20 protein-coding genes are annotated in these 25,321 nt (G+C 47.1%); 18 read left to right on the top strand and 2 right to left on the bottom strand.

The genetic code is table 11. From position 1 onward, the window contains the following. Positions 1-13: 13 nt before the first annotated feature. Positions 14-2,689: a bifunctional uridylyltransferase/uridylyl-removing protein GlnD gene (gene glnD / locus LPW36_RS03385; RefSeq protein ID WP_230608070.1), complete on the bottom strand. Its 2,676-nt coding sequence runs from the start codon at positions 2,687-2,689 to the stop codon at positions 14-16. Between the two features lie 236 nt (positions 2,690-2,925). Next, complete coding sequence (map, locus tag LPW36_RS03380) at positions 2,926-3,720, bottom strand: type I methionyl aminopeptidase (protein ID WP_230608069.1); 795 nt, start codon at positions 3,718-3,720, stop codon at positions 2,926-2,928. 427 nt (positions 3,721-4,147) lie between these two features. On the opposite strand from map, the gene LPW36_RS03375 reads away from it, so the two are divergent. The 18 genes from LPW36_RS03375 (at position 4,148) to dnaE (ending at position 25,313) form a co-directional block, all read left to right on the top strand. Beyond that, positions 4,148-5,071 carry an aspartate carbamoyltransferase catalytic subunit gene (locus LPW36_RS03375; RefSeq protein ID WP_130590632.1) on the top strand — a complete coding sequence of 308 codons (924 nt, stop codon included), beginning with the start codon at positions 4,148-4,150 and terminating at the stop codon, positions 5,069-5,071. Then, entirely contained in the window at positions 5,071-6,372 is a 1,302-nt protein-coding gene (locus LPW36_RS03370; protein WP_230608068.1) for a dihydroorotase, read from the top strand. Before LPW36_RS03375 ends, LPW36_RS03370 begins: the two co-directional genes overlap by 1 nt. 330 nt (positions 6,373-6,702) lie before the next feature. Then, complete coding sequence (rpsB, locus tag LPW36_RS03365) at positions 6,703-7,428, top strand: 30S ribosomal protein S2 (protein ID WP_130590634.1); 726 nt, start codon at positions 6,703-6,705, stop codon at positions 7,426-7,428. Positions 7,429-7,559: 131 nt separating this feature from the next. Then, the gene (gene tsf / locus LPW36_RS03360) at positions 7,560-8,414 is read left to right on the top strand and encodes a translation elongation factor Ts (RefSeq protein WP_230608067.1); all 855 of its coding nucleotides are present in this window, start codon (positions 7,560-7,562) and stop codon (positions 8,412-8,414) included. A 96-nt stretch (positions 8,415-8,510) separates the two neighbouring features. Continuing rightward, positions 8,511-9,245, top strand: coding sequence for a UMP kinase (pyrH, locus tag LPW36_RS03355; protein WP_230608065.1), 735 nt, complete (start codon positions 8,511-8,513; stop codon positions 9,243-9,245). A gap of 144 nt (positions 9,246-9,389) precedes the next feature. Beyond that, positions 9,390-9,947, top strand: a complete 558-nt coding sequence (frr, locus tag LPW36_RS03350) for a ribosome recycling factor (protein WP_230608063.1) — start codon at positions 9,390-9,392, stop codon at positions 9,945-9,947. 201 nt (positions 9,948-10,148) lie between these two features. After that, the gene (gene ispC, locus LPW36_RS03345) at positions 10,149-11,345 is read left to right on the top strand and encodes a 1-deoxy-D-xylulose-5-phosphate reductoisomerase (protein WP_230608062.1); all 1,197 of its coding nucleotides are present in this window, start codon (positions 10,149-10,151) and stop codon (positions 11,343-11,345) included. A 208-nt stretch (positions 11,346-11,553) separates the two neighbouring features. Then, positions 11,554-12,312 carry a (2E,6E)-farnesyl-diphosphate-specific ditrans,polycis-undecaprenyl-diphosphate synthase gene (gene ispU / locus LPW36_RS03340; RefSeq protein ID WP_230608061.1) on the top strand — a complete coding sequence of 253 codons (759 nt, stop codon included), beginning with the start codon at positions 11,554-11,556 and terminating at the stop codon, positions 12,310-12,312. Positions 12,313-12,321: 9 nt separating this feature from the next. Continuing rightward, entirely contained in the window at positions 12,322-13,179 is an 858-nt protein-coding gene (gene cdsA / locus LPW36_RS03335; protein WP_230608060.1) for a phosphatidate cytidylyltransferase, read from the top strand. Positions 13,180-13,197: 18 nt separating this feature from the next. After that, positions 13,198-14,556, top strand: coding sequence for a sigma E protease regulator RseP (gene rseP, locus LPW36_RS03330; RefSeq protein ID WP_230608059.1), 1,359 nt, complete (start codon positions 13,198-13,200; stop codon positions 14,554-14,556). Between the two features lie 31 nt (positions 14,557-14,587). Next, positions 14,588-16,996, top strand: coding sequence for an outer membrane protein assembly factor BamA (bamA, locus tag LPW36_RS03325; RefSeq protein ID WP_230608058.1), 2,409 nt, complete (start codon positions 14,588-14,590; stop codon positions 16,994-16,996). Between the two features lie 67 nt (positions 16,997-17,063). Then, complete coding sequence (locus tag LPW36_RS03320) at positions 17,064-17,549, top strand: OmpH family outer membrane protein (protein ID WP_230608057.1); 486 nt, start codon at positions 17,064-17,066, stop codon at positions 17,547-17,549. A gap of 3 nt (positions 17,550-17,552) precedes the next feature. Next, the gene (gene lpxD, locus LPW36_RS03315; RefSeq protein ID WP_230608056.1) at positions 17,553-18,578 is read left to right on the top strand and encodes a UDP-3-O-(3-hydroxymyristoyl)glucosamine N-acyltransferase; all 1,026 of its coding nucleotides are present in this window, start codon (positions 17,553-17,555) and stop codon (positions 18,576-18,578) included. Between the two features lie 139 nt (positions 18,579-18,717). Beyond that, on the top strand, positions 18,718-19,173 hold the full coding sequence (fabZ, locus tag LPW36_RS03310; protein WP_108902140.1) for a 3-hydroxyacyl-ACP dehydratase FabZ: 456 nt from the start codon (positions 18,718-18,720) through the stop codon (positions 19,171-19,173). Positions 19,174-19,177: 4 nt separating this feature from the next. Continuing rightward, on the top strand, positions 19,178-19,966 hold the full coding sequence (gene lpxA / locus LPW36_RS03305) for an acyl-ACP--UDP-N-acetylglucosamine O-acyltransferase (RefSeq protein ID WP_230608054.1): 789 nt from the start codon (positions 19,178-19,180) through the stop codon (positions 19,964-19,966). 3 nt (positions 19,967-19,969) lie between these two features. Further along, positions 19,970-21,151 carry a lipid-A-disaccharide synthase gene (gene lpxB, locus LPW36_RS03300; protein WP_230608052.1) on the top strand — a complete coding sequence of 394 codons (1,182 nt, stop codon included), beginning with the start codon at positions 19,970-19,972 and terminating at the stop codon, positions 21,149-21,151. A 5-nt stretch (positions 21,152-21,156) separates the two neighbouring features. Beyond that, positions 21,157-21,768 (top strand): ribonuclease HII, encoded by a 612-nt coding sequence (gene rnhB, locus LPW36_RS03295; RefSeq protein WP_230608051.1) that lies wholly within the window; start codon positions 21,157-21,159, stop codon positions 21,766-21,768. A 62-nt stretch (positions 21,769-21,830) separates the two neighbouring features. Then, complete coding sequence (gene dnaE / locus LPW36_RS03290) at positions 21,831-25,313, top strand: DNA polymerase III subunit alpha (protein WP_230608050.1); 3,483 nt, start codon at positions 21,831-21,833, stop codon at positions 25,311-25,313. The last annotated feature ends 8 nt before the right edge of the window (positions 25,314-25,321 follow it).

Here is a 25,321-nt window from a genome sequence, read left to right as displayed (position 1 = left end):
ATTTAAGAGAATGTTATTTGGGGCCATATTTATCCGTTGGATTCAGGGTTTCTGTCAACCTTTGTTTCAAAAGTTCGCAAATTTCAGAAGATAACGCTGTTCGTTCACTGTTTGTGAGAATGAATAAGTCTTCAACACGCTCTCCAATGGTGGAGATACGTGCGCTGTGTAGCGATAGCCCTAAATCGGCAAAAACTTCACCCACTCTGGCCAATAGACCCGGTTGATCAAGGGCAACCAGTTCCATATAGGTACGTCGTTCGCTATGGCCCCGTAAGAAAGTTACGTGAGTGGCTACATTAAAGTGGCGAAGTTTAGAAGATAGCATACGCGGACGTGGGCGTTCATACACCGGCTGGGTTATCGCCTGTTCCAATCCTTCACGGATGGTGTGGTGGCGGTCCGGGGTTAAGGGCCTGCCATCAGGTTCCAGAACAATAAAACTGTCCATTGCCATTTCATCGCGGTTGGTAAAAATTTGGGCATCGTGAACGCTCAGATTTTTTCTGTCCAGCTCACCAACGGTAGCTGCAAACAAGTAGGGGCGGTCATGGCTATAGATAAAGATTTCTGTTCCCCCCCGATTAGGGGTAGGACTGATAAGCACCAGTGGTTTATCAGATTTATGATTCACCAGATGACGGGCGTGCCAGGCCAACTGGCCCGGCGTATGGCGCAGAAAATAGTCGGCCCGGCATCGGCTCCATAGATTATGCAGTGCGGCCTCGTCAATATTATCCCGTCGTAACAGAGCTAGCGCCTGAGCGCGATGGTGCCGAACGCGTTCTCTTAAGTCCGGTCGATAATGCATGCCGTGACGCAACTGTTTTTCTGTGGCGAAATAGAGTTCACGTAACAGGCTTTGCTTCCAGCTATTCCATAACGGTTCGTTAGTGGCACAGATATCAGCTACGGTAAGGCAAATCAGATAGTGCAATCGGGTTTCTGTTTGTACTTCGGTAGCAAACTGCTGAATAACTTCCGGGTCTTGTATATCACGACGCTGGGCGGTTACTGACATCAGCAGATGCTGCCTGACCAGCCAACTGACTAAATCAATTTCGTTAGAGTTGAGGTCGTGTAATGTGGCAAAATCTTTGGCGTCTTCCGCGCCTAGCGTGGAGTGGTCACCGCCACGTCCTTTAGCAATATCGTGAAACAGCGCCGCCATGAGCAACAATGACTGTTTTGGCAATCGGGGGAAAAGCTCCACACAAAGAGGGTGAGCCTGACGCGTCTCTTCATCGGCAAAACTCTCCAGCTTTAACAATACCCGAATGGTATGTTCATCAACGGTATAGACATGAAACAGGTCAAATTGCATCTGTCCGACAATCTTTCCCCATTGAGGCATATAGGCCGCGAGTACGCTATGGCGATGCATTGGCACAATGGCCCGTTTGACGGCTCTGGGGTGGCGTAAGATAGCCATAAACAACTGACGAGCGGCAGGTAGTTCGCACAGTGGCTGTTTAAGATGGCGACGGGCATAGCGAAGATGGCGCAGGGTAGTTGAGTAAATGCCTTTAATGTCGGGATTGCTGACCAGACGGTAGAACAACCCCAGAATAGTTTCAGGCTGCTCAATAAACAGATTAGGATCGCGTAAATCAATTAACTGACCGCGTAATTGAAAACGTTCATCCAAAATTTGCGGCTTATCGGTATGGTCAACGGCTAAAATCGCCTCATCAAACAGCTGTAATAGCATATGATTAAGCTCCGCAACCCTACGGGTAACGCGATAATAATCTTTCATCATACGCTCTATGGGGCGATTACCTTCGCCTTTATAGCCCAACAGGGTGGCAACACTGAGTTGTCGATCGAATAACAGGCGATTATCGTAGCGCGGCAGAATTAAATGCAGGGCAAAACGAATACGCCATAAGAAAGCCTGACACTCTTCCAGTTCGGTGCATTCCGCGGGAGTTAAAAAGCCAAAGCTCACCATCTCATCAAGAGATGTGGCACCAAAATGGCGACGGGCGACCCAGAGTAAAGTATGAATATCCCGCAAACCGCCGGGGCTGGCTTTAATATCAGGTTCAAGGTTATAGCTGGTGCCGTGGTAACGCTGGTGGCGTTCTTCCTGCTCCTGACACTTGGCGTGGAAGAAGGTATCGGAAGGCCAGATGTCCTGCCCGAAAATATGTTTTTGTAGGGAGAGAAACAGCGCTATATCACCACAAATTAATCGTGATTCAATCAGATTGGTGGCTACGGTCAGGTCGGCAATACACTCTTCCAGACACTGTTCCAGCGTGCGTACACTATGTCCTACCTCCAGCTTTAAGTCCCACAGCAAAGTAATAATTTCACTAACTCGCTGAGATTGCTCTTCATTTAATGGCTGGTCGCTAAGGACTAAAATATCAATATCAGAGAGGGGGTGTAACTCGCTGCGACCATAGCCCCCAACAGCAATTAATGCTAATCCACTGCGGTTAGCCAGTCCCTTCGCCGTTGGCTTAATAAAACCATGAAAGAGCCAGAGTCGCTGTAGCAGGTGATCTATATAATCTGAACGCGCTTTAAGCAATTCATCAACAGCCACGTCCGCTGCAAAAGCCTCTTTTAACCAGAGCTGAAAACGTTCCAACTCTTGCTTCAGATTGGGCAACGTCAATTCACTGTTACTTAAACAGGAGGGATCGCAGGGCTTTTTCAGCAAAACGTGCTCAAACATAGTGATAATAACCTTCTGATAGCGGAGTTAATCACAAAATAATCCATCGTTGCCGCAGCGGACAACGCACTACTACTTAAGCTACCTGTAAACCCGAAAATTCGCCAGATGAAAGCGCAGAAAGCATGATGATTAGAAAGATGTCCTCAGAGCCAATTTAAGAAACTTCATCAATACACAATAATAAAAATGGCCAACTCACGTCAGCCACTTAAAAAACAACAACCAAAAAACAGTTAAGCTTCTGGCGTCAAAATAGCCTCAATCGTGTCATCTTTCCGCAGGGTCAGAATCTCACAACCGGTGTCAGTAACGGCAATCATATGCTCATATTGAGCAGATAAACTGCGGTCTTTGGTTTTCACTGTCCAGCCATCGCTCATGGTACGAATACGGAAATCACCGGCGTTAACCATAGGTTCAACGGTAAAAGTCATGCCTTTTTGCAATACGACACCGCCGTCATCCGCATCATAATGCAGCACCTGCGGTTCTTCATGGAAACCTTCACCAATACCATGACCACAATACTCTCTGACTACCGAGAAACCCTGCTTCTCAACATATTGTTGAATAGCTTTACCCAGAGTACGCAGACGAATGCCTGGTTTAACCATTTTTAACGCCAGATACAGACTTTCCTGAGTTACACGACACAGACGTTCGCCCAGAATGGTTGGTTTACCCACAAAATACATTTTGGAGGTATCACCATGGAAGCCATCTTTAATCACTGTAACGTCAATATTAACAATATCGCCATCTTTCAGCTTCTTATCATCGCTGGGGATGCCATGACAGACCACTTCATTAACAGAAATACAAACAGACTTGGGAAAACCATGATAACCAAGGCTGGCAGAAATCGCGTGCTGAGTGTTGGTAATATAGTCATGACAAATACGATCCAGTTCGCCGGTGGTTACGCCGGGCTTAACGTACTGCTCGATCATTTCCAATACTTCCGCGGCCAGACGGCCAGCTACGCGCATTTTTGCAATGTCTTCAGGGGTTTTGATAGATATAGCCATAAAATTGTCCACTAATGATAGGCGTCAGCACATAACGAAGCTCACAGGACGCAGGGTTAACTGACAACGATAATCAATTCACGATCTGAATATGGTATCAGTCCTGCAAAAGAGAACCAAATTTATCGTATCAATAACCCTTCTATAATAAGGGTTAATGTGTGTTGAAAAATAAAAAATGGGTGATGCTAACTAATACTTATTGACCCTATTTATATATCTGGTAAATTAAGAAGGTTTGTGCGCTGTCTTTTATCTTTAGTGTGAGGTAAGAGGTTTTTTAAAACCACTTAACAGTAAATTGGGCAAAGCAGGATGAGAGTACACATAGCTAAAAAGGTTGATATCAACCCCTAATCAGATACTAACAAGTATTAGATTGGGGGTTTTTTTTGATTCAAATTTCAACAGAGGAGCGAAAAATATAATGCGAGGCCAACATATTTTAGGGTTGGAACACATGTCGGTTGCTGATATCGAACGTGTGTTGAATACCGCGGATGAAATGAAAAAGGTCACTAAGCAAGACATCAAAAAATTGTCTACGCTGCGCGGAAAAGCAATCGTTAACGTCTTCTTTGAAAATAGTACCAGAACACGTTCATCCTTTGAGTTGGCGGGTAAATATCTGGGTGCCGATGTCATTAACATTGCCGCTTCAACCTCCAGCGTTGCAAAAGGGGAAAGCCTGAGAGATACCCTGTTAACGGTTCAGGCGATGGGCGTTGACGCCATTGTTATGCGCCACAGCGCTGAAGGGGCAGCCCAATATGCGACGCGTTATGTTAAAGCCGTGGTGATTAACGCTGGCGATGGGGCCCATGAGCATCCAACTCAGGGGCTGTTAGATCTGTTAACTATTCGTCAGCATCACGGTTCTATCGCTGGTAAAAAGGTCGCGATTGTAGGCGATATTTTGCATAGCCGGGTAGCCCGCTCAAATATCTGGGGTTTGTTGAAAATGGGCGCTGAAGTTCATCTTGGCGGACCAAAAACGTTAATTCCTAAAGAAATGCTGGATATGGGGGTCACCATCCACCATCGTGTGGAAGATGCCATCGCGGATGCAGATGTAGTGAACGTATTGCGTATTCAGTTAGAACGTCAGAAGAAGGGATTATTCCCAACGCCACGTGAATATGCCCGTATCTTCGGTATTAACGATGAACGTCTGAAACTGGCAAAAGAGAATGTATTAGTGATGCATCCTGGTCCAATGAACCGTGGGCTGGAGATATCACCGGATGTGGCTTATGGGCGTTTCTCGGCCATTGAAGAGCAGGTGAATAACGGTGTGGCAGTCAGAATGGCAGTTCTATCTTTAACTTTAGCTGATGGGGTACAAGCATAATGGCACAGTGGTTAATTAAAAATGGTCACCTGATCGATCCTGCTAATGGTTTAAATGATGTGCTGGATATTCGCGTAGCGAATGGAAAAGTGGCGGCAGTTGGTAAATCACTGAATGCGGAAACGGGTGATGAAGTGATTGATGCCAGTGGGTTAGTCATCAGCCCTGGATTTATTGATATCCACTGTCACCTGCGTGAACCAGGACAAGAAGCAAAAGAAGATCTGTTAACCGGTACCGCATCGGCTGCTGCTGGCGGTTTCACCACTATTCTGACCATGGCAAATACCCGTCCGGTTATCGATCAGGCGATTATTGTCGCCGGTATGAAACATAAAATTCAGACCGATGCGGTAGTGAGGGTAGAAATTACCGGCGCGGTGACCAAAGGTCTGGAAGGAAAAGAGCTGTCAGAAATTGGTGATATGGCACAGGCTGGAGCCAGAGCGTTTTCTGATGATGGTTACTATGTTAATGATGGCCGCCTGATGCGTGCGGCACTGGAATACGCCAGCATGTTTAATCTGCCGGTGATTTCTCACTCAGAAGATTGCTGCCTGGTGGCAGACGGCGTGATGCATGAAGGTTGTGTCTCTGCCAGACTGGGCCTGAAAGGCCGCCCGGCGGAAGCGGAAAACATTGCGGTATCCCGTGAGATTATGTTGGCTGAAATGACCGGTGGGCACGTGCATATCGCCCATGTAAGCAGTAAAGGGGCGGTAGATTTAATTCGTGAAGCTAAGGCCAAAGGCATTAAAGTCACCGCTGAAGTTACGCCCCACCACCTGTGTCTGGTAGATAAAACGATTGAGTCTTTTGACTCCGCCTTCAAAGTTAACCCGCCCTTGCGTACCAATGAACATATTGTCGCGCTAATCGAAGGTCTGAAAGATGGCACGCTGGACGCCATTGCCACCGACCACGCTCCACACGCTTATGAAGAGAAAGACTGTGAGTTTAATGAAGCACCTTGCGGATTTGCCGGATTTGAAACCGCATTCAGCGTACTGCATAGCTGTCTGGTACAAACCGGACAGTGGAGCCTACAGGCATTGATTCAGAAAATGACAGCGGGTCCGGCGGCGGCGTTTGACTGGAAAGATCGCGGCCATCTAAGCGTTGGCGGTCTGGCGGATCTGGTGCTTATCGACCCGAAAAAAGAGTGGATTGTAGACCCGCACACCATGCTGACCCGCGGTAAATCCTGCCCTTTTACCGGTATGGAGATGGTTGGTCAGGTCGTTCGCACCATGGTGGATGGCAAGTGGGTCTATCAGGATGGGAAAATCATCCGCAACTAAACTAGACTTAAGATGAATCGTCCCGTATCGCGCTGAGTTAAAGTGCGTGATGCGGTACTTTTTTCGCTTTGGCCATAGTTTTTTCGCTATTACTCATAGTAAGTAGTGGCATTAATTGCCTCTTTTATGGTATAAAGCGCGCCGGAAATCCGCACTATTAACACTACTCAGTTGTGTTTTTAGGCAATGGGATCTCCACTAACATTAATCAACGTTATAACACACACGTATCGACACATACGGCGGGGTGCTCCGGAATATTACTGTTCAGGGGTCGGCGTTATGGGATACGTGGAGGCATAACCCCAAACTTTACTCATAGAGGTAATAATGGCAACTGTATCAATGCGCGATATGCTCAAGGCTGGTGTACACTTTGGTCACCAGACCCGTTACTGGAACCCGAAAATGAAACCTTTCATCTTCGGTGCTCGTAACAAAGTTCATATCATCAACCTTGAAAAAACCGTACCAATGTTTAACGAAGCGCTGGCTGAGTTAGGCAAGATTGCGTCTCACAAAGGCAAAATCCTGTTTGTTGGTACTAAACGCGCTGCATCCGAGCCAGTAAAAGAAGCTGCAAAGAGCTGCAACCAATTCTACGTTAACCACCGTTGGTTAGGTGGCATGCTGACTAACTGGAAAACCGTTCGTCAGTCAATCAAACGTTTAAAAGAATTAGAAGTCCAGGCACAAGATGGTACTTTCGATAAGCTGACCAAGAAAGAAGCGCTGATGCGTACTCGTGAAATGGAAAAGCTTGAGAACAGCTTGGGTGGTATCAAAGACATGGGCGGCCTGCCTGATGCAATTTTCGTTATCGATGCCGATCACGAACACATTGCTATCAAAGAAGCAAACAACCTGGGTATCCCTGTATTTGCTGTTGTTGATACTAACTCTGATCCGGACGGTGTTAACTTCGTTATCCCTGGTAACGATGATGCTATCCGTGCAGTACAACTGTACCTTGGCGCTGTTGCTGCAACCGTACGTGAAGGTCGTTCAGACCAGGGCGTTCAGGCTGTAGAAGAAAGCTTCATCGAAGCAGAGTAATAAGGCGTGCTCCATTAGAGAGCCCTTATTAACCAGGTATTAGATATGTTGGTTAGGGGGCCTTTGCAGGCTCCCTTTTTGCTTATTTATGCAACAGAACATCCGACAAAGAATAACCGAGGATAAAGAGAATGGCTGAAATTACTGCAGCTCTAGTAAAAGAACTTCGCGATCGTACCGGTGCTGGTATGATGGAATGTAAGAAAGCGCTGGTTGAAGCAAATGGCGATATCGAGCTGGCCATCGACAACATGCGTAAATCAGGTCAGGCAAAAGCGGCTAAGAAAGCTGGCCGTGTAGCTGCTGAAGGCGTTATTCTGACTAAAATCGCTGCTGATGCTAAAGTTGGCGTCATCATGGAAGTTAACTGTGAAACTGACTTCGTTGCTAAAGATGCCGGTTTCCTGGCTTTTGCTAACGCAGCTGTTGATGCAGCACTGGCTGAAAACATCGATGATGTTGAAGCATTAAAAGCAAAATTTGAAGAGCAGCGTACTGCGCTGGTAGCGAAAATTGGTGAGAACATCAATATTCGTCGCGTTGAGGTAGTTAAAGGCGACAGACTGGGCGCTTACATGCACGGTGCTCGTATTGGTGTTCTGGTTTCTGCAACCGGTACTACTGATGATGAGCTGGTTAAGCATGTTGCTATGCACATTGCTGCAAGCAAGCCTGAGTTCGTTTCTCCTGACGACGTACCTGCTGAAGTGGTTACTCGTGAGCACGAAATCCAGATCGACATCGCTATGCAATCTGGCAAACCTCGCGACATCGCTGAGAAAATGGTTGAAGGCCGTATGCGTAAGTTCACCGGTGAGATCTCTCTGACTGGTCAGGCTTTCGTTATGGATCCAAGCAAAACCGTTGGCGATCTGCTGAAAGAGAAGAAAGCTGGCGTTGTACAATTTATCCGCTTTGAAGTGGGTGAAGGTATCGAGAAAGTAGAAGTAGACTTTGCGGCAGAAGTTGCTGCGATGACTAAGTAATCTTAGCTTGATGCATAAAGGCGGATCGATCACCATATCGGTCCGTTTTTTTAGAATAAACAGACCATTATAAACAGCCAACCAGGAAATAAGACTATGGCTACTAACGCAAAACCCGTATATCAAAGAATCCTGCTTAAATTAAGTGGCGAAGCCTTGCAAGGCTCCGAAGGTTTTGGCATTGATGCCAGCGTGTTAGACCGCATGGCACAAGAGATTAAAGAGCTGGTCGAATTAGGCATTCAGGTTGGTGTAGTTATTGGTGGCGGCAATCTATTTCGCGGTGCAGGCCTGGCAAAAGCCGGTATGAATCGTGTAGTGGGCGACCACATGGGAATGTTAGCTACCGTAATGAACGGACTGGCTATGCGTGATGCGCTACATCGTGCCTATGTGAACGCTCGTCTGATGTCAGCAATTCCTCTTAACGGCGTCTGTGATGATTACAGCTGGGCAGAAGCTATCAGCCTGCTGCGTCATGGCCGTGTAGTTATTTTTTCTGCGGGTACCGGTAATCCATTCTTTACTACCGATTCCGCTGCCTGTTTACGCGGCATCGAAATTGAAGCGGATGTGGTATTAAAGGCGACCAAAGTAGACGGTGTATTCTCAGAGGATCCGGTGAAAAACCCGGAAGCAACACTGTATGAAACCCTGAGCTATCAGGATGTATTAGAACGTGAACTGAAAGTGATGGATTTGGCCGCATTTACACTGGCCCGTGACCATAACTTACCGATTCGCGTATTTAATATGAATAAGCCTGGAGCCTTACGCCGCGTAGTGATGGGCGAAGCTGAAGGGACTTTAATTACTAAACCGGCTGAATAATTCAGCGCGGCGGTTCAATAAAAGCTTATAGTATGCTTCTCTTCAGGCTGAAGATGAGTGTTGAAGCAAAGTGGCAAATTTCTTATTCGCGGGCTGTGCATAAGGCGTGGCCCACCATATTACTAGCATTAAAAGGTTAGCAACGTGATCAACGATATTAGACAAGATGCTCAGGTACGCATGGAAAAGTGCCTGGAAATGTTTAAAACACATATCAGCAAAGTTCGTACTGGCCGTGCTCATCCAAGCATTCTTGATGGTGTTCAGGTTGACTATTACGGTTCAGCAACCCCTTTGCGTCAGTTAGCCAACGTAGTGGTTGAAGACTCTCGTACTTTAGCTATTACAGTATTTGACCGTAGCTTAGGCCCGGCGGTTGAAAAGGCAATCATGTCAGCGGATTTAGGCTTAAATCCATCTTCTGCAGGTACGGTTATTCGTGTTCCACTTCCTCCGTTAACCGAAGAACGTCGTAAAGATTTGACCAAAGTTGTGCGTAATGAAGCAGAACAAGGTCGTGTTTCTATTCGTAACGTTCGCCGTGATGCTAACGACAAAGTTAAAGCGCTGCTGAAAGATAAAGAGATCGGCGAAGACGATGAGCGTAAATCACAGGATGATATCCAAAAACTGACTGATATTTATATCAAGAAAGTGGATGAAGCATTGGCAGAGAAAGAAGCTGAATTAATGGCGTTCTGATTCTGTTTCGTACTACGGCCCGGTGGCAGTGACCAGCACCGGGCTTTTTTTTTTACAAAACGAGAGATGGCGCGGTTCACCCGACTCAGTTAATTAGTGATCTCTTCACCATGAAAAGAGTAATATGTGCAGCATTCAATTTCGACAGTGCTACTTCTGTTGAAATACCAGCGTGTTTGTCAGTGATAATGAATTAGTCTAATGAAAAAAATAACTATTCTTGGATCTACCGGCTCCATTGGTCATAGTACTTTGTCGGTAGTCCGGGAAAATCCACATTTATTCAGTGTGTTTGCATTAGTTGCCGGTAGCAATGTTGAAAAGATGGCGCAGCAGTGTCGGGAGTTCTCCCCCCGCTTTGCGTCGATGGCTGATGAAACTTCTGCACAACGGCTACGTACCATCCTTAAGTCTGAAGGGATGATGACGGAAGTGGTCAGTGGTACTCAGGCGGCTTGTGAGTTGGCTGAAGATGCCGAAGTTGATCAAGTGATGGCAGCCATTGTAGGCGCTGTTGGCCTGTTGCCAACGCTGGCTGCAATCAGGGCGGGCAAACAGGTGTTACTGGCGAATAAAGAGTCGTTAGTTACCTGTGGGCGTCTGTTTATGGATGCCGTTGCCCGGTCTGGAGCGCAACTCTTGCCAATCGACAGTGAACATAATGCTATTTTTCAGAGTATGCCGGAAGCGGTTCAACAGGATCTTGGCTGTGCTTCATTAGAAGAACAGGGAATCACTCGCATTGTTTTAACCGGTTCTGGCGGTCCTTTCAGAACGGCAGCGGTGGAACAATTGAAGCATATGACACCCGATCAGGCCTGTGCACATCCTAACTGGTCAATGGGGCGCAAGATTTCTGTCGATTCAGCAACTATGATGAATAAGGGGCTGGAGTATATTGAAGCACGTTGGTTGTTTAACGCTTCACCCGAACAGATGGAAGTGTTGATTCACCCTCAGTCGGTTATCCACTCTATGGTACGCTATCATGATGGCAGCGTTATTGCGCAATTAGGAACGCCAGATATGCGCACGCCAATTGCTCACGCGATGGCGTATCCAAACCGGGTGGCATCCGGCGTTAGCCATCTGGACTTTTGTAGTATTGGTGCTCTGACGTTTGAGCAACCGGATTTTGAGCGCTATCCTTGCCTCAAGTTGGCTATTGAAGCCAGTCATGCCGGTCAGGCAGCGACAACAACGTTAAATGCTGCTAATGAGTGTAGCGTTGATGCATTTTTACAGAGTAAAATTGCGTTTACTGATATTGCCGCTATTAATAATCAAGTGATGGCATCTTTGGTTCATGCGGAACCCCACAGTATTGATGAGGTTTTAGCTATAGATTCATGGGCCAGAATGCAGGCAAACCAGATTATTGCATTATGGAATCATTAACAATGGTCGATTTGTTCCAATTGGGGCGAAATGGTATAGTTTGTTTCATCATGCGGTTTAAGCTATCCGATCCATGGAATTGGGCGGTAGAAAAGCGCGTTAACGAGCTGTTTTTTTTTTGCCGTGAAGTGTTCACGGCTTTTTTGCGCAAGAAAAACAACAGTCTCTTACGGTTGTTCTATTTTTAGCTGAGGAATTCTAATAAGTTATGTCGCCCGCTAAACAGCAAGTGAATAACCCTAAAGCATCTGTGCCCCGTCATGTTGCTATCATTATGGATGGCAACGGACGTTGGGCTAAACAGTTAGGTAAAATGAGAATCTTTGGTCATCAGGAAGGTGCAAAAGCTGTACGCAGAGCCGTGAGTTTTGCCGTCAATAACGGAATTGAAGCACTCACGCTTTATGCATTCAGTAGCGAGAACTGGAATCGCCCACCTCAAGAAGTGACTGCCTTAATGGAGCTTTTTATTCGAGCTCTGGACAAAGAGGTAAAGAGCTTACATAAACATAATGTCCGTTTAAAAATTATCGGTGATACCGAACGTTTTAGTGAACGCTTACAGGGGCGTATTCAACGCGCTGAGGCGGTGACTGAAGCCAATACCGGACTGACATTAAATATTGCAGCAAATTATGGTGGGCGCTGGGATATTATTCAGGCGGTTCAACAGATAGCGCAGCAGGTAAAAAGCGGTGATGTCGCGCCAGAAGATATCAGCGAAGAAATGGTGAGCCAGCACATTAATTTGTGCGAGCTGGCTCCGGTAGATTTAGTGATCAGGACCGGTGGTGAACATCGGATAAGTAACTTCTTGCTGTGGCAAATAGCTTACGCGGAGCTCTATTTTACGGAAGTGCTGTGGCCTGATTTTGATGAGCTTGTTTTTGAAGGTGCGCTTAATGCATTTGCACAACGCGAACGCCGTTTTGGTGGGACTGAACCCGCGAGTATTAAGGAACTGTAGGAGGTTCTCGTGTTAAAGTCACGCATCATTACCGCGTTGATTCTTATTCCTCTGGTTATTGCGGCATTGTTTATGTTGCCACCTTTACCTTTTGCCATTATGACTGTGGCGATTTGCATGTTGGCCGCATGGGAGTGGGGGCAGTTGGCGGGCATGGGAACGCCGGTTCAGCGCATTATGTTGGCGGCTCTCTGTGGTGTTGGTCTGTTTGTGCTATATTGGCCAACCCATATTTCACCATTGCCATTGCTGTTACATCCGGTTGTTGAAGGTTTTCTGCTGGCCTCTCTGGGCTGGTGGGTTCTGGCGTTGCTGATGGTGTTGTTTTATCCAGCTTCTGCACAGTTCTGGAAACATTCCCGTTTGTTACGTCTGATTTTTGGTGTTCTGACCATTGTGCCATTTTTTTGGGGTATGCTGGTGTTACGTCAATATGGCTTTGAAGAAAATAGCTATACTGGAGCCTGGTGGTTACTGTACGTTATGTTCCTGGTCTGGGGAGCAGATTCAGGTGCCTATGCATTTGGACGCCTGTTCGGCAAACATAAACTGGCACCTAAAGTTTCTCCGGGTAAAACCCTGGAAGGGTTAGTGGGTGGTTTAGTTTCCTCTGCGCTGCTGGCATGGTTGTTTAGCCTGTATGCACCGCTGCATATCTCTTTAAATACGTTATTAATCAGTTCAGTGCTGGCGGTGTTGGCCTCGGTGCTGGGGGATTTAACCGAGAGTATGTTTAAGCGTGAAGCCGGCATTAAAGACAGTGGCCATTTGATTCCTGGCCATGGTGGTGTTCTCGACCGGATTGATAGCCTGACTGCGGCAATCCCGGTTTTCGCCTGTTTGATTTTCCTGGTTTTTAAAGGTTAAACGGAATAGCAATCGCCTATGAATATTGTTGGAACCGTAGCTGCGTTTATTGTCGCACTGGGCATTTTAGTGACAGTACATGAGTTTGGCCACTTTTGGGTCGCACGCCGCTGTGGAGTAAAAGTTATCCGTTTCTCTATCGGTTTTGGTAAAGCGATATGGCGACGAACGGATAAGCGCGGCACTGAATATGTTGTCGCGATGATTCCGCTTGGTGGTTATGTAAAGATGCTGGACGAGCGGGCAGAAGAGGTTGAACCTCAGTACCGCAATCAGGCATTTAATAATAAAACCGTATGTCAACGCGCTGCGATCATTGCCGCCGGGCCGATAGCCAACTTTTTGTTTGCTGTGTTTGCTTACTGGCTGGTGTTTATTATTGGTGTGCCCAGTTTACGCCCGGTAATTGGTGAAATCGAGCCGCAATCTATTGCTGCGCAAGCAAATATTTCTGCGGGAATGGAACTAAAAGCCGTTAATGGTATCGAAACGCCTGATTGGGATTCCGTTCGCCTGGCGTTGGTTGGCCAAATAGGCGAAAGCCAAATGGAGCTAACCGTTGCACCATTCGGTACTTCTCTGGACCAGACCAAAACGGTGAATCTTACCGGTTGGAAGTTTGATCCGGAGAAGCAGGACCCTATCAGAAGCTTAGGTTTTATACTTAAACTTCCCCAAATAGAACCGGTGCTGGACGTTGTCCAACCGGGGTCTGCATCAGAAAAGGCGGGTTTACAGCCGGGTGACAGACTGGTTAAGATCAACGGTAAAGATTTTGGACCTTGGGCTGATTTTGTCAGGCTGGTCAGTCAAAGCCCGGGTGTTCCTATAGAGTTAGTAATAGAAAGAAATGGCGAGAGCCACTCTTTAGTTCTGACGCCAGAAGCGAAGACATCCGGAGATGGAGCCATTAAAGGCTTCGCCGGAATATCGCCGAAGGTGATACCACTGCCGGATGAGTATAAGATTACTCGTCAGTACAGTGTGTTTACCGCTATTTATCAGGCTAGCGATAAAACATGGCAATTGACTAAATTAACAGTCAAAATGCTGGGTAAATTGATAACGGGTGACGTGCAGTTAAAAAACTTGAGTGGCCCGATATCGATAGCCCAGGGCGCTGGAGTATCAGCAGGATATGGTTTGGTTTATTATCTAATGTTTTTAGCGCTTATCAGCGTTAACTTAGGCATAATCAATCTGTTTCCTCTGCCTGTGTTAGACGGGGGGCATCTTGTGTTTTTAGCAATAGAAAAGATAACAGGTAAACCGGTATCTGAAAGAGTTCAGGACTACAGTTATCGTGTTGGGGCAATCTTATTGGTACTGTTGATGGGACTTGCACTTTTCAATGACTTCTCACGCTTTTACGGCTAGAGAATTTGGTTAGGGTTAACAGATTATAACGATGGCGATGAAAAAGTTGCTTCTAGCGTCGCTGCTGTTTGGCAGCGCCACCGCATACGGTGCCGACGGGTTTGTCGTAAAAGACATTCGATTCGAAGGATTACAACGCGTTGCTACAGGGGCTGCATTGTTAAATATGCCTGTCCGTGTTGGTGACACTATCGACGATAATGACATCGGGAACACTATCCGAGCCTTATTCGCTTCCGGTAACTTTGAGGATGTGCGAGTACTGCGTGATGGCAGTACCTTGATTGTTCAGGTGAAAGAACGTCCAACTATTGCAAGCATCACCTTCTCCGGTAATAAATCGGTGAAGGACGACATGCTTAAACAGAACATGGAATCTTCCGGTGTTCGGGTTGGCGAAGCACTGGACAGAACCACCCTGAGTTCAATGGAGAAAGGGCTGGAGGATTTTTACTATAGCGTAGGTAAATACAGCGCTTCAGTGAAAGCCGTTGTCACTCCATTACCGCGTAACCGCGTAGACTTGAAATTAGTCTTTACTGAAGGTGCATCAGCAACCATTCAGCAAATCAATATTGTCGGCAACAACGCTTTCTCCACGGAAGAGCTGGTTAGCCGTTTCCAATTGCGCGATGAAGTGCCTTGGTGGAACTTTATTGGCGACCGCAATTATCAAAAACAAAAATTATCGGGTGACCTTGAAGCGTTACGTAGTTTCTATCTGGATCGCGGCTATGCCCGTTTCAATATAGACTCCACGAACGTTAGCCTGACGCCGGATAAAAAGAGCATTTATATCACTATCAATGTGACTGAAGGTAAGCAGTACAAACTTTCAGGGGTTGAAGTGAAAGGCAATCTGGCAGGTCGTGGTGCAGAAGTTGAAGAACTGGCGAAAGTTAACCCAGGCGACTTGTATAACGGCAGTAAAGTGACCCAGGTTGAAGATAGCATTAAGAAAATGTTAGGTCGTTATGGCTATGCTTACCCGCGGGTAGCTACCCAGCCTGAAATTGACGATAAGGCTCAAACCGTTAAATTGCACATCAGTGTAGATGCCGGTAACCGCTTCTACGTGCGTCGTATCCGTTTTGAAGGAAATGACGTGAGTAAAGATTCCGTACTGCGCCGCGAAATGCGTCAGATGGAAGGTTCATGGTTAGGTAATGACCAGGTTGAGCAAGGCAAAGAACGTTTAAATCGTTTAGGCTACTTTGAAACGGTTGATGTGGAAACCGAACGCGTTCCGGGCATGCCAGATCAGGTTGATGTGGTGTACAAGGTGAAAGAGCGTAACACCGGTACGTTCAACTTTGGTGTGGGCTATGGCACAGAAAGTGGCGTGAGCTTCCAGGTTGGTTTACAGCAAGATAACTGGATGGGTACTGGTAAGAGCGTTGGTATCAACGGCACTAAAAACGATTACCGTACCTATGTTGAACTGTCGGTAACCGAGCCTTACTTTACCGTAGATGGTGTGAGCTTAGGCGGGCGGATTTTCTACGATCAATTTAACGCTGATAATGCTGACCTGTCTGACTATAGTAAGAGCAGCTATGGTCTTGGCACTACATTAGGCTTCCCGATTAATGAGAATAACTCATTACGCTTCGGTCTGGATTATATACATAACGATCTGACGGATATGCAGCCGCAAATTGGTATGTGGCGCTATCTGGAGTCAGTAGGTGAAAACCCAAGCCTGAACAGCGATGCGGATTACAAAGCTAACGATTTCTTCTTTACAACAGGTTGGAGTTATAACAGCCTGAACCGTGGTTACTTCCCAACGTCCGGTACTCGTGCTGGTGTGAATGGTAAAGTGACTATTCCGGGTTCTGATAACGAGTACTATAAAGTTACCTTTGACAGCGCGACTTACTATCCGATTGATAGCAATGATAAGTGGGTGTTGTTAGGTCGTTTACGTGCTGGTTACGGTGACGGTATTGGTGGTAAAGAAATGCCATTCTATGACAACTTCTATGCGGGTGGTTCAAGCACCGTCCGTGGCTTCCGCTCTAATAACATCGGTCCTAAAGCGGTTTATATTCGCGGCTGCTCAACGCCAAATACCAGCGCAGGCTGCTATTTAGAGCGTGACAGTGATGCCGTTGGTGGTAACGCAATGGGCGTTGCCAGCGTAGAGTTTATTTTCCCAACGCCGTTTGTTGACGATAAATATGCTAACTCTCTGCGTACCTCTGTGTTCTTTGATGCCGGTACCGTTTGGGATACCAACTGGAAAAATACCGACGCAACAAGAGCCGCAGGCATTCCTGATTATAGTGACGCAGGCAATATCCGTACTTCTGCAGGTGTGGCGTTACAGTGGATGTCTCCGCTGGGTCCACTCGTGTTCTCCTATGCTAACCCACTGGAGAAGTATGAGGGAGATAGGTCAGAACAGTTCCAGTTCAACATTGGTACCACCTGGTAATCGTTCTGAGTTAAGTAGTAACAAACAACGAGTTCAACTCGATAGCAATTATAGTAAGGAGTTCAAATTGAAAAAGTGGTTATGTGCTGCAGGTTTAGGTTTAGCTATGGTTGCTTCAGCGGGCGTTCAGGCGGCCGATAAAGTTGCCGTTGTTGACGTGATGAGCATTTTACAAAAGATGCCAGAGCGTGATGCAGTAGCTAAGAAGCTGGAAAGCGAGTTCAAATCTCGTGCTACAGCGCTGCAAACTGAAGAAAAAGCAGCTCAGGATAAAGTGAAAAAACTGCAAACCAGCGGTGGTTCAATGAAGCCTGCCGACCGTACCAAGCTGGAAAATGATATTAAGGCATTCCAGCAAAAAGCTGCTGCCTTTACTCAGGACAGCCGTCGTCGTGAAGCTGAAGAAATGAACAAACTGGTTGCTAAAGTTCAGGACGCAGTGAAAACTGTTGCTGAAAAAGATGGTTATTCAGTTGTTGTTAAAGCAGATGCTGCATTCTATGTAAATGCTGATAGCGACATTACTGAAAAAGTTTTAGCGCAGGTAAAATAAGTTATGCACTCCATTCGTTTAGCTGATTTAGCAGAACATTTGGGGGCAGAAATACACGGTGATGGCGATATCGTCATCACCGGTGTTGCATCAATGACATCTGCCAAAAAAGGACAGATTACTTTTCTGTCTAATAGCCGTTATCAGGAACAGCTTTTGACCTGTGAGGCTAGTGCAGTGGTGCTGAGCGAAGAAAACCTTCCTTTCTGTTCACATTTGACTGCGTTAGTTGTGAAGAATCCTTACCTCAGCTACGCACGTATGGCTCAGTTACTGGATACTACCCCTTCTCCTGCCCGGGATATTGCGCCAACTGCGGTGATTGCTGAAAGTGCTACATTGGGGCAGAAGGTTTCCATTGGTGCAAATGCCGTCATTGAAAGCGGGGCGGTACTGGGTGATAACGTTGTGATTGGTGCCGGATGTTTTATCGGTAAAAACGCACGTATAGGCACAGGTACTCGTTTATGGGCTAATGTCACTATTTATCATGAAGTGGTTATTGGTTCAGGAGGTTTAGTTCAATCCGGAACCGTCATTGGTGCAGATGGCTTTGGCTATGCGAATGAACGTGGAAACTGGATTAAGATCCCTCAGTTAGGGACGGTCAGAATTGGTGATAACGTTGAAATTGGTGCCTGCACGACTATCGATCGTGGCGCGCTGGATGATACGATTATTGGCAATGGTGTGATCATTGATAACCAATGCCAGATTGCGCATAACGTGATAATTGGCGACAATACGGCAGTCGCCGGCGGCGTGATTATGGCGGGCAGTCTGACTATTGGCAAATACTGCCAGATTGGTGGTGCCAGCGTTATTAATGGTCATATGGAAATATGTGATAAGGCCGTTGTTACCGGAATGGGAATGGTGATGCGACCCATCACTGAACCGGGGATTTACTCTTCCGGGATTCCGCTTCAGAGCAATAAAGAGTGGCGCAAGACAGCGGCTCTGGTGTTAAATATTAACGACATGAGTAAACGCCTGAAAGCCGTTGAACGGAAAGTTGATGGAAAATAGCTGATATAAGTTTAAGAAAACAGTCGTTATCCCATTAATTTTTATAATTTTATTCGCGGCCTGTTTTATAGTCCCCAAGACTAAAAGCAGGCCGTGTTGTTGATACAATCAGTTTAGTTTTGAAGACAGGATGAGCATTTTGACTACTGACAATCGTACTCTGGATATTGAAGAGATACTGAGTTTACTACCTCATCGTTATCCATTCTTGCTCGTGGACCGGGTATTAGATTTTGATAAAGGTAAATTTTTAAGAGCGATTAAGAACGTCTCTGTAAACGAACCTTTCTTCCAGGGGCACTTCCCCGGTAAGCCGATTTTTCCGGGCGTACTTATTCTGGAAGCCATGGCCCAGGCAACAGGCATTTTGGCGTTTAAGAGCCTTGGTCGTTTAGAGCCAGGGGAGCTTTACTATTTTGCCGCTGTTGATAATGCTCGCTTTAAGCGTCCTGTTTTACCCGGGGATCAGTTGGTCCTTGAGGTTGAATTTATTAAAGAGCGTCGTGGTGTAGCACGTTTCCGTGGTGTAGCTAAAGTTGATGGCGAAATCGCTTGTGAAGCTGACATGATGTGCGCTCGTCGTCGGGAGTCTTAATACTGTGATTGATAACACCGTCTTTATTCACCCAACTTCTATTGTTGAAGAGGGTGCGGTCATCGGAGCTAATGTTCACATTGGCCCGTTTTGTTGGGTTGGTTCTCAGGTTGAAATTGGGCCGGGCACCGTACTCAAGTCTCATGTTGTGGTTAATGGCGTCACAAAGATTGGTGCAGATAATCAGATTTATCAGTTTACTTCCGTTGGTGAAGTAAACCAGGATCTGAAATATGCCGGTGAACCTACCCGTGTAGAGATTGGTGACCGTAACCGTATCCGTGAAAGCGTGACTATCCATCGGGGTACCGTACAAGGCGGTGGTTTAACCAAAATCGGTAGTGATAACCTGTTAATGATCAATGCCCACGTCGCCCACGATTGCCAAATTGGTAACCGCTGTATTCTGGCGAATAATGCGACTCTGGCAGGGCACGTTGAGATTGATGACTTTGCTATTATTGGTGGCATGACGGCTATTCACCAGTTCTGTGTGATTGGTGCTCACGTTATGGTGGGTGGTTGTTCTGGCGTCGCTCAGGATGTTCCTCCTTACGTTATCGCTCAGGGTAACCATGCCACGCCGTTTGGCGTCAATATTGAAGGCCTGAAGCGTCGTGGTTTTGAAAAAGATGCACTGCATGCCATTCGTAATGCCTATAAGTTACTTTATCGTAGTGGTAAAACGCTGGATGAAGTGAAACCAGAAATTGAAGAGCTGGCGAAACAACAGCCTGCGGTTCAGCTGTTTGTTGATTTCTTTAGCCGCTCTACACGCGGCATCATTCGATAAATCATGTCATCGCGTCCTCTTACCATTGGATTAGTCGCCGGGGAAACCTCCGGCGATATTCTTGGTGCTGGTCTGATTCGCGCTCTAAAATCCCAATACCCCGATGCACGCTTTGTTGGCGTAGCTGGTCCCTTAATGCAAGCTGAAGGCTGTGAAGCCTGGTTTGAAATGGAAGAGCTGGCGGTCATGGGCGTGGTAGAGGTTCTGGAGCGCCTGCCCCGGTTGTTGAAAATCCGCAAAGTGTTGACTCAGCGTTTTAGTGAGCTAAAGCCTGATGTATTTGTGGGTATCGATGCGCCTGATTTTAATATCACCCTTGAGGGCCGCTTAAAACAGCGCGGTATCAAAACTATTCACTATGTCAGCCCATCAGTATGGGCATGGCGTCAGAATAGGGTATTTAAAATCGGTCGATCGACGAATCTGGTGCTGGCTTTTCTGCCGTTTGAAAAAGCTTTCTACGATCGCTATCAGGTTCCCTGTCGATTTATTGGCCACACCATGGCGGATGCGATGCCGCTGGTTCCCGATCGCCATGCAGCCAGAGAACAACTGGGTATTGCGGATAATGTCCACTGTCTGGCCCTATTACCGGGTAGTCGTAATGCAGAAGTGGAAATGCTCAGCGCTGATTTTCTGAAGACCGCTATGCTGCTGAGAGAAACATATCCTGAATTAGAAGTGTTGGTGCCGTTGGTGAATGCCAAACGGCGTGAACAATTTGAGCGAATTAAATCTGAAGTGGCCCCCGATCTGAATGTGAGATTACTGGATGGTCAGGCGCGTAGCGCTATGGTTGCCAGTGATGCAGCCTTACTGGCTTCAGGTACTGCTGCGCTGGAATGCATGTTGGCCAAATGCCCAATGGTGGTTGGTTACCGCATGAAGCCTTTCACTTTCTGGTTGGCGAAACGCCTGATTAAAACGCCTTATGTGTCGCTGCCAAATCTGTTGGCGGGCAGGGAATTAGTTACCGAACTATTACAAGATGACTGTACGCCAGAGAAGCTGGCAGCATCACTGACGCCTTTACTGAATAATAATAATGACCATACCCGGGCTCTGAAGCAGACTTTCACTGAATTGCATCAGAGTATTCGTTGCGATGCAGATCGTCAGGCGGCGCAGGCGGTTTTAGAACTGGCGGGTTATCTTCCTGCTCAGGTTGACGGCAAGGAGCAATAATTGCGATGGCAAAAAGTATTATAACCGATCCTTTTGTTTATCCTGTGGCAAACCGAATTGCCGGTGTTGATGAGGTTGGGCGCGGGCCATTAGTGGGTGCCGTTGTTACTGCCGCTGTCATTCTCGATCCGGCTAATCCGATTGTCGGTTTAGCTGACTCAAAAAAACTCAGCGAAAAAAAACGTCTCTCCTTGTATGACGAGATTAAAGATAAAGCGTTGAGCTGGAGTCTGGGGCGCGCGGAGCCAGAAGAGATCGACCAACTGAATATTCTGCATGCGACTATGTTAGCCATGCAACGTGCGGTATCTGGTCTGCATATTCAGCCCGACTTTGTGCTGATTGACGGCAACCGTTGCCCTAAGTTACCCATGTCTTCACTGGCGGTGGTTAAGGGAGATAGTCGGGTAGCTGAAATCAGTGCGGCATCCATACTGGCTAAAGTGACCCGCGACCGTGAAATGACCGAGCTGAATTTACGTTTTCCACAGTATGGATTTGCTCAACATAAAGGGTATCCTACAGCCCTGCATCTGGAGAAGTTAGCGGAACATGGTGCGACAGAAGATTATCGTCGCAGCTTTGCGCCGGTCAGACGTGCTTTAGGGCTGGAATAAGTCTGCTATGATTTTTCTGATGTATCCTGATAATGTTTGTAATCTGATAGCTGGTATTTGATATGGCTGAACCTCGTTTTATTCATCTTCGTATTCACAGTGACTTTTCCATGATTGATGGATTAGCCAAAGTGGGCCCGTTGGTGAAAAAGGTGGCGACCCTGGGTATGCCCGCGATGGCAATTACCGACTTTACTAACCTGTGTGGGCTGGTGAAGTTTTATGGTTCTGCACATGGGGTCGGTATTAAACCCATTATCGGTGCTGATTTTCGGGTACAAAGTGAAACCTTAGGCGATGAGTTAACGGAACTCACCGTTCTGGCAGCCAATAACGAAGGCTATCAGAACCTGACTATGTTGATTTCTAAAGCGTATCAGCGGGGCTATGTTCAGGGTGGTCCGGTTATCGATCGTGACTGGCTGGTTGAATATAAAAATGGTCTGATTCTGCTTTCCGGTGCGCGTTTTGGTGATGTGGGGCAGTCGCTGTTACGTGGTAATCAACATCTGGTTGATGAATGCTTACAGTTTTATCGCACTCACTTCCCGGATAACTACTATCTGGAGTTGGTCCGAACCGAACGAGATGAAGAAGAGGTTTATCTTCACGCCGCTGTTGAGCTGGCTACCCGGGAGGGCATTCCGGTTGTTGCCACGAACGATGTTAAATTCATTGATGTCTCTGATTTTGATGCCCATGAAATTCGGGTAGCCATTCATGATGGCTTTACGCTGGACGACCCTAAACGACCGAAGAAATACAGTGCTCAGCAATATCTGCGCAGTGAAGAGGAGATGTGTGAACTCTTCTCCGATCTACCCGAAGCGTTGATAAATAGCGTTGAGATTGCTAAACGCTGTAACGTGACAATCCGTTTAGGTGAGTATTTCCTGCCGCAGTTCCCAACCGGTGAGATGACCACCGAGGATTTCCTGGTTGCCCGCTCTAAAGAGGGGCTGGAAAAACGCCTGGCGTTTTTATATCCCGATCCCGCTATCAGAGCGGAGCGACGCCCTGAATATGATGAGCGTCTGGATATTGAGCTACAGGTGATTAACCAGATGGGATTCCCCGGTTACTTCCTGATCGTGATGGAGTTTATCCAGTGGTCCAAAGATAACGATGTGCCTGTTGGACCGGGGCGAGGTTCTGGTGCGGGTTCTTTAGTGGCCTATGCGTTGGGAATCACCGATCTGGATCCGCTGGAATTTGACCTGCTGTTCGAACGCTTCCTTAACCCGGAGCGGGTCTCTATGCCTGACTTCGACGTTGACTTCTGTATGGAGAAACGAGATCGGGTGATTGACCACGTTTCTGAAATGTATGGACGGGATGCGGTATCACAAATTATTACCTTCGGTACCATGGCGGCAAAAGCGGTTATTCGCGATGTAGGCAGGGTATTGGGGCATCCTTATGGCTTTGTCGATCGTATATCAAAACTGATTCCGATGGACCCGGGCATGACGCTGGAAAAAGCGTTTGCTGCAGAGCCACAATTACCTGAACTGTACGAAGCAGATGAAGAAGTTAAAGCGCTAATCGATATGGCGCGCCAGTTGGAGGGTGTAACCCGTAACGCCGGTAAACATGCCGGTGGTGTTGTTATTTCTCCAACCAAAATCACCGATTTCGCACCGCTATACTGCGATGCGGAAGGGCAATTCCCGGTTACTCAGTTTGATAAAAACGATGTGGAATATGCGGGTCTGGTGAAGTTTGACTTCCTGGGGCTGCGTACCCTGACCATTATTGACTGGGCGTTGGGCATGATTAATGCGCGTCGGGCCAAAGCGGGTCAGGAACCTATTGATATCAGCGCTATTCCACTGGCTGACCAAAAAAGTTTCGACATGCTGCAACGGTCAGAAACTACCGCGGTATTCCAGCTTGAATCCCGCGGCATGAAAGACCTGATTAAGCGCCTGAAACCCGACTGCTTTGAAGATATGATCGCTCTGGTAGCGCTGTTCCGTCCGGGGCCATTGCAGTCGGGCATGGTAGATAACTTTATTGACCGTAAGCACGGGCGTGAAGCGATTTCCTATCCTGATATTCAGTGGCAGCACGAATCTCTGAAACCGGTACTTGAGCCAACTTATGGCATTATCCTGTATCAGGAACAGGTTATGCAGATTGCTCAGGTGCTGGCGGGTTATACCCTGGGTGGCGCGGATATGCTGCGTCGTGCAATGGGTAAGAAAAAACCGGAGGAGATGGCCAAACAGCGTTCGGTATTTAAAGAGGGCGCAGAGCGGATGGGCATTGACGGCGAGCTGTCGATGAAAATCTTTGACCTGGTAGAAAAGTTCGCCGGTTATGGTTTTAACAAATCTCACTCCGCGGCTTATGCGCTGGTTTCTTATCAGACACTGTGGTTGAAGGCTCACTATCCGGCTGAATTTATGGCGGCGGTAATGACTGCCGATATGGATAACACCGAGAAGGTGGTGGGTTTGGTGGATGAATGCCTGCGTATGGGCCTAAAGGTGCTGCCGCCGGATATCAATAGTGGTCTGTACCATTTCCATGTTAATGATGATGGTGAAATAGTTTACGGTATTGGTGCAATTAAAGGCGTAGGCGAAGGTCCAATAGAAGCTATAATTGAAGCACGGAATCAGGGCGGCTACTTTAAAGAGTTGTTTGACCTGTGTGCCCGTTCTGACACCAAGCGCTTGAATAAGCGGGTGCTGGAAAAGCTGATAATGGCGGGTGCATTTGACCGATTGGGGCCACACCGCGCAGCGCTGATGCACTCTTTGGGTGAGGCGATGAAGGCCGCAGACCAGCATGCCAAAGCGGAGGCGTTGGGGCAGGCCGATATGTTTGGTGTGTTAGCAGAAGAACCCGAGCATGTTGAGAAAGCCTATGCTAATGTGGCACCATGGCCTGAACAGGTAATATTAGATGGTGAACGTGACACGTTAGGCCTCTATCTTACCGGGCACCCTATCACGCAATATTTGAAAGAGTTAGAACGCTATACTGGCGGCATTCGTCTGAAAGATATGCATCCGACAGAACGTGGTAAAACCATTGTTGCCGTTGGTTTAGTGGTAGCTGCCAGAGTGATGACCACCAAGCGTGGTAACAGAATTGGTATTTGTACGTTGGATGATCGTTCCGGTCGCCTTGAAGTCATGCTATTCTCTGAGGCACTTGAAAAGTACCAGCATTTGCTGGAAAAAGATCGAATCCTGATAGCGACCGGACAGGTCAGCTTTGATGATTTTAGCGGCGGGCTTAAAATGATGGTCCGCGAATTAATGGACATCAGTGAAGCGCGGGAAAAATACGCTCGCGGGCTTGCCATCTCGTTGATGGACAGGCAAATTGATGACCAGCTTTTAAACCGTCTTCGTGAATCGCTGGAACCCCATCGATCGGGGACGATTCCAGTACATCTGTATTACCAACGGGAAGATGCCCGGGCGCGGCTTAAATTTGGTACAGCATGGCGGATAACGCCAACCGAACGTTTGCTGATAGATCTGAGAACGCTTGTGGGTAATGCTCAGGTAGAATTGGAATTTGACTAAAATAGGAA

Origin of the sequence: Limnobaculum eriocheiris (genome assembly GCF_021010575.1) — a bacterium.
Lineage (GTDB): Bacteria > Pseudomonadota > Gammaproteobacteria > Enterobacterales > Enterobacteriaceae > Limnobaculum > Limnobaculum eriocheiris.
This window is presented reverse-complemented; position numbering and strand designations above follow the sequence as displayed.

Coding starts and splice junctions, on each gene's coding strand:
- rpsB (WP_130590634.1), top strand. CDS start 6,703: ATGGCAACTGTATCAATGCGCGATATGCTCAAGGCTGGTGTACACTTT.
- rnhB (WP_230608051.1), top strand. CDS start 21,157: ATGGCAAAAAGTATTATAACCGATCCTTTTGTTTATCCTGTGGCAAAC.
- map (WP_230608069.1), bottom strand. CDS start 3,720: ATGGCTATATCTATCAAAACCCCTGAAGACATTGCAAAAATGCGCGTA.
- bamA (WP_230608058.1), top strand. CDS start 14,588: ATGGCGATGAAAAAGTTGCTTCTAGCGTCGCTGCTGTTTGGCAGCGCC.
- LPW36_RS03370 (WP_230608068.1), top strand. CDS start 5,071: ATGGCACAGTGGTTAATTAAAAATGGTCACCTGATCGATCCTGCTAAT.
- ispC (WP_230608062.1), top strand. CDS start 10,149: ATGAAAAAAATAACTATTCTTGGATCTACCGGCTCCATTGGTCATAGT.
- dnaE (WP_230608050.1), top strand. CDS start 21,831: ATGGCTGAACCTCGTTTTATTCATCTTCGTATTCACAGTGACTTTTCC.
- lpxD (WP_230608056.1), top strand. CDS start 17,553: ATGCACTCCATTCGTTTAGCTGATTTAGCAGAACATTTGGGGGCAGAA.
- lpxB (WP_230608052.1), top strand. CDS start 19,970: ATGTCATCGCGTCCTCTTACCATTGGATTAGTCGCCGGGGAAACCTCC.
- ispU (WP_230608061.1), top strand. CDS start 11,554: ATGTCGCCCGCTAAACAGCAAGTGAATAACCCTAAAGCATCTGTGCCC.
- tsf (WP_230608067.1), top strand. CDS start 7,560: ATGGCTGAAATTACTGCAGCTCTAGTAAAAGAACTTCGCGATCGTACC.
- pyrH (WP_230608065.1), top strand. CDS start 8,511: ATGGCTACTAACGCAAAACCCGTATATCAAAGAATCCTGCTTAAATTA.
- LPW36_RS03375 (WP_130590632.1), top strand. CDS start 4,148: ATGCGAGGCCAACATATTTTAGGGTTGGAACACATGTCGGTTGCTGAT.
- glnD (WP_230608070.1), bottom strand. CDS start 2,689: ATGTTTGAGCACGTTTTGCTGAAAAAGCCCTGCGATCCCTCCTGTTTA.
- rseP (WP_230608059.1), top strand. CDS start 13,198: ATGAATATTGTTGGAACCGTAGCTGCGTTTATTGTCGCACTGGGCATT.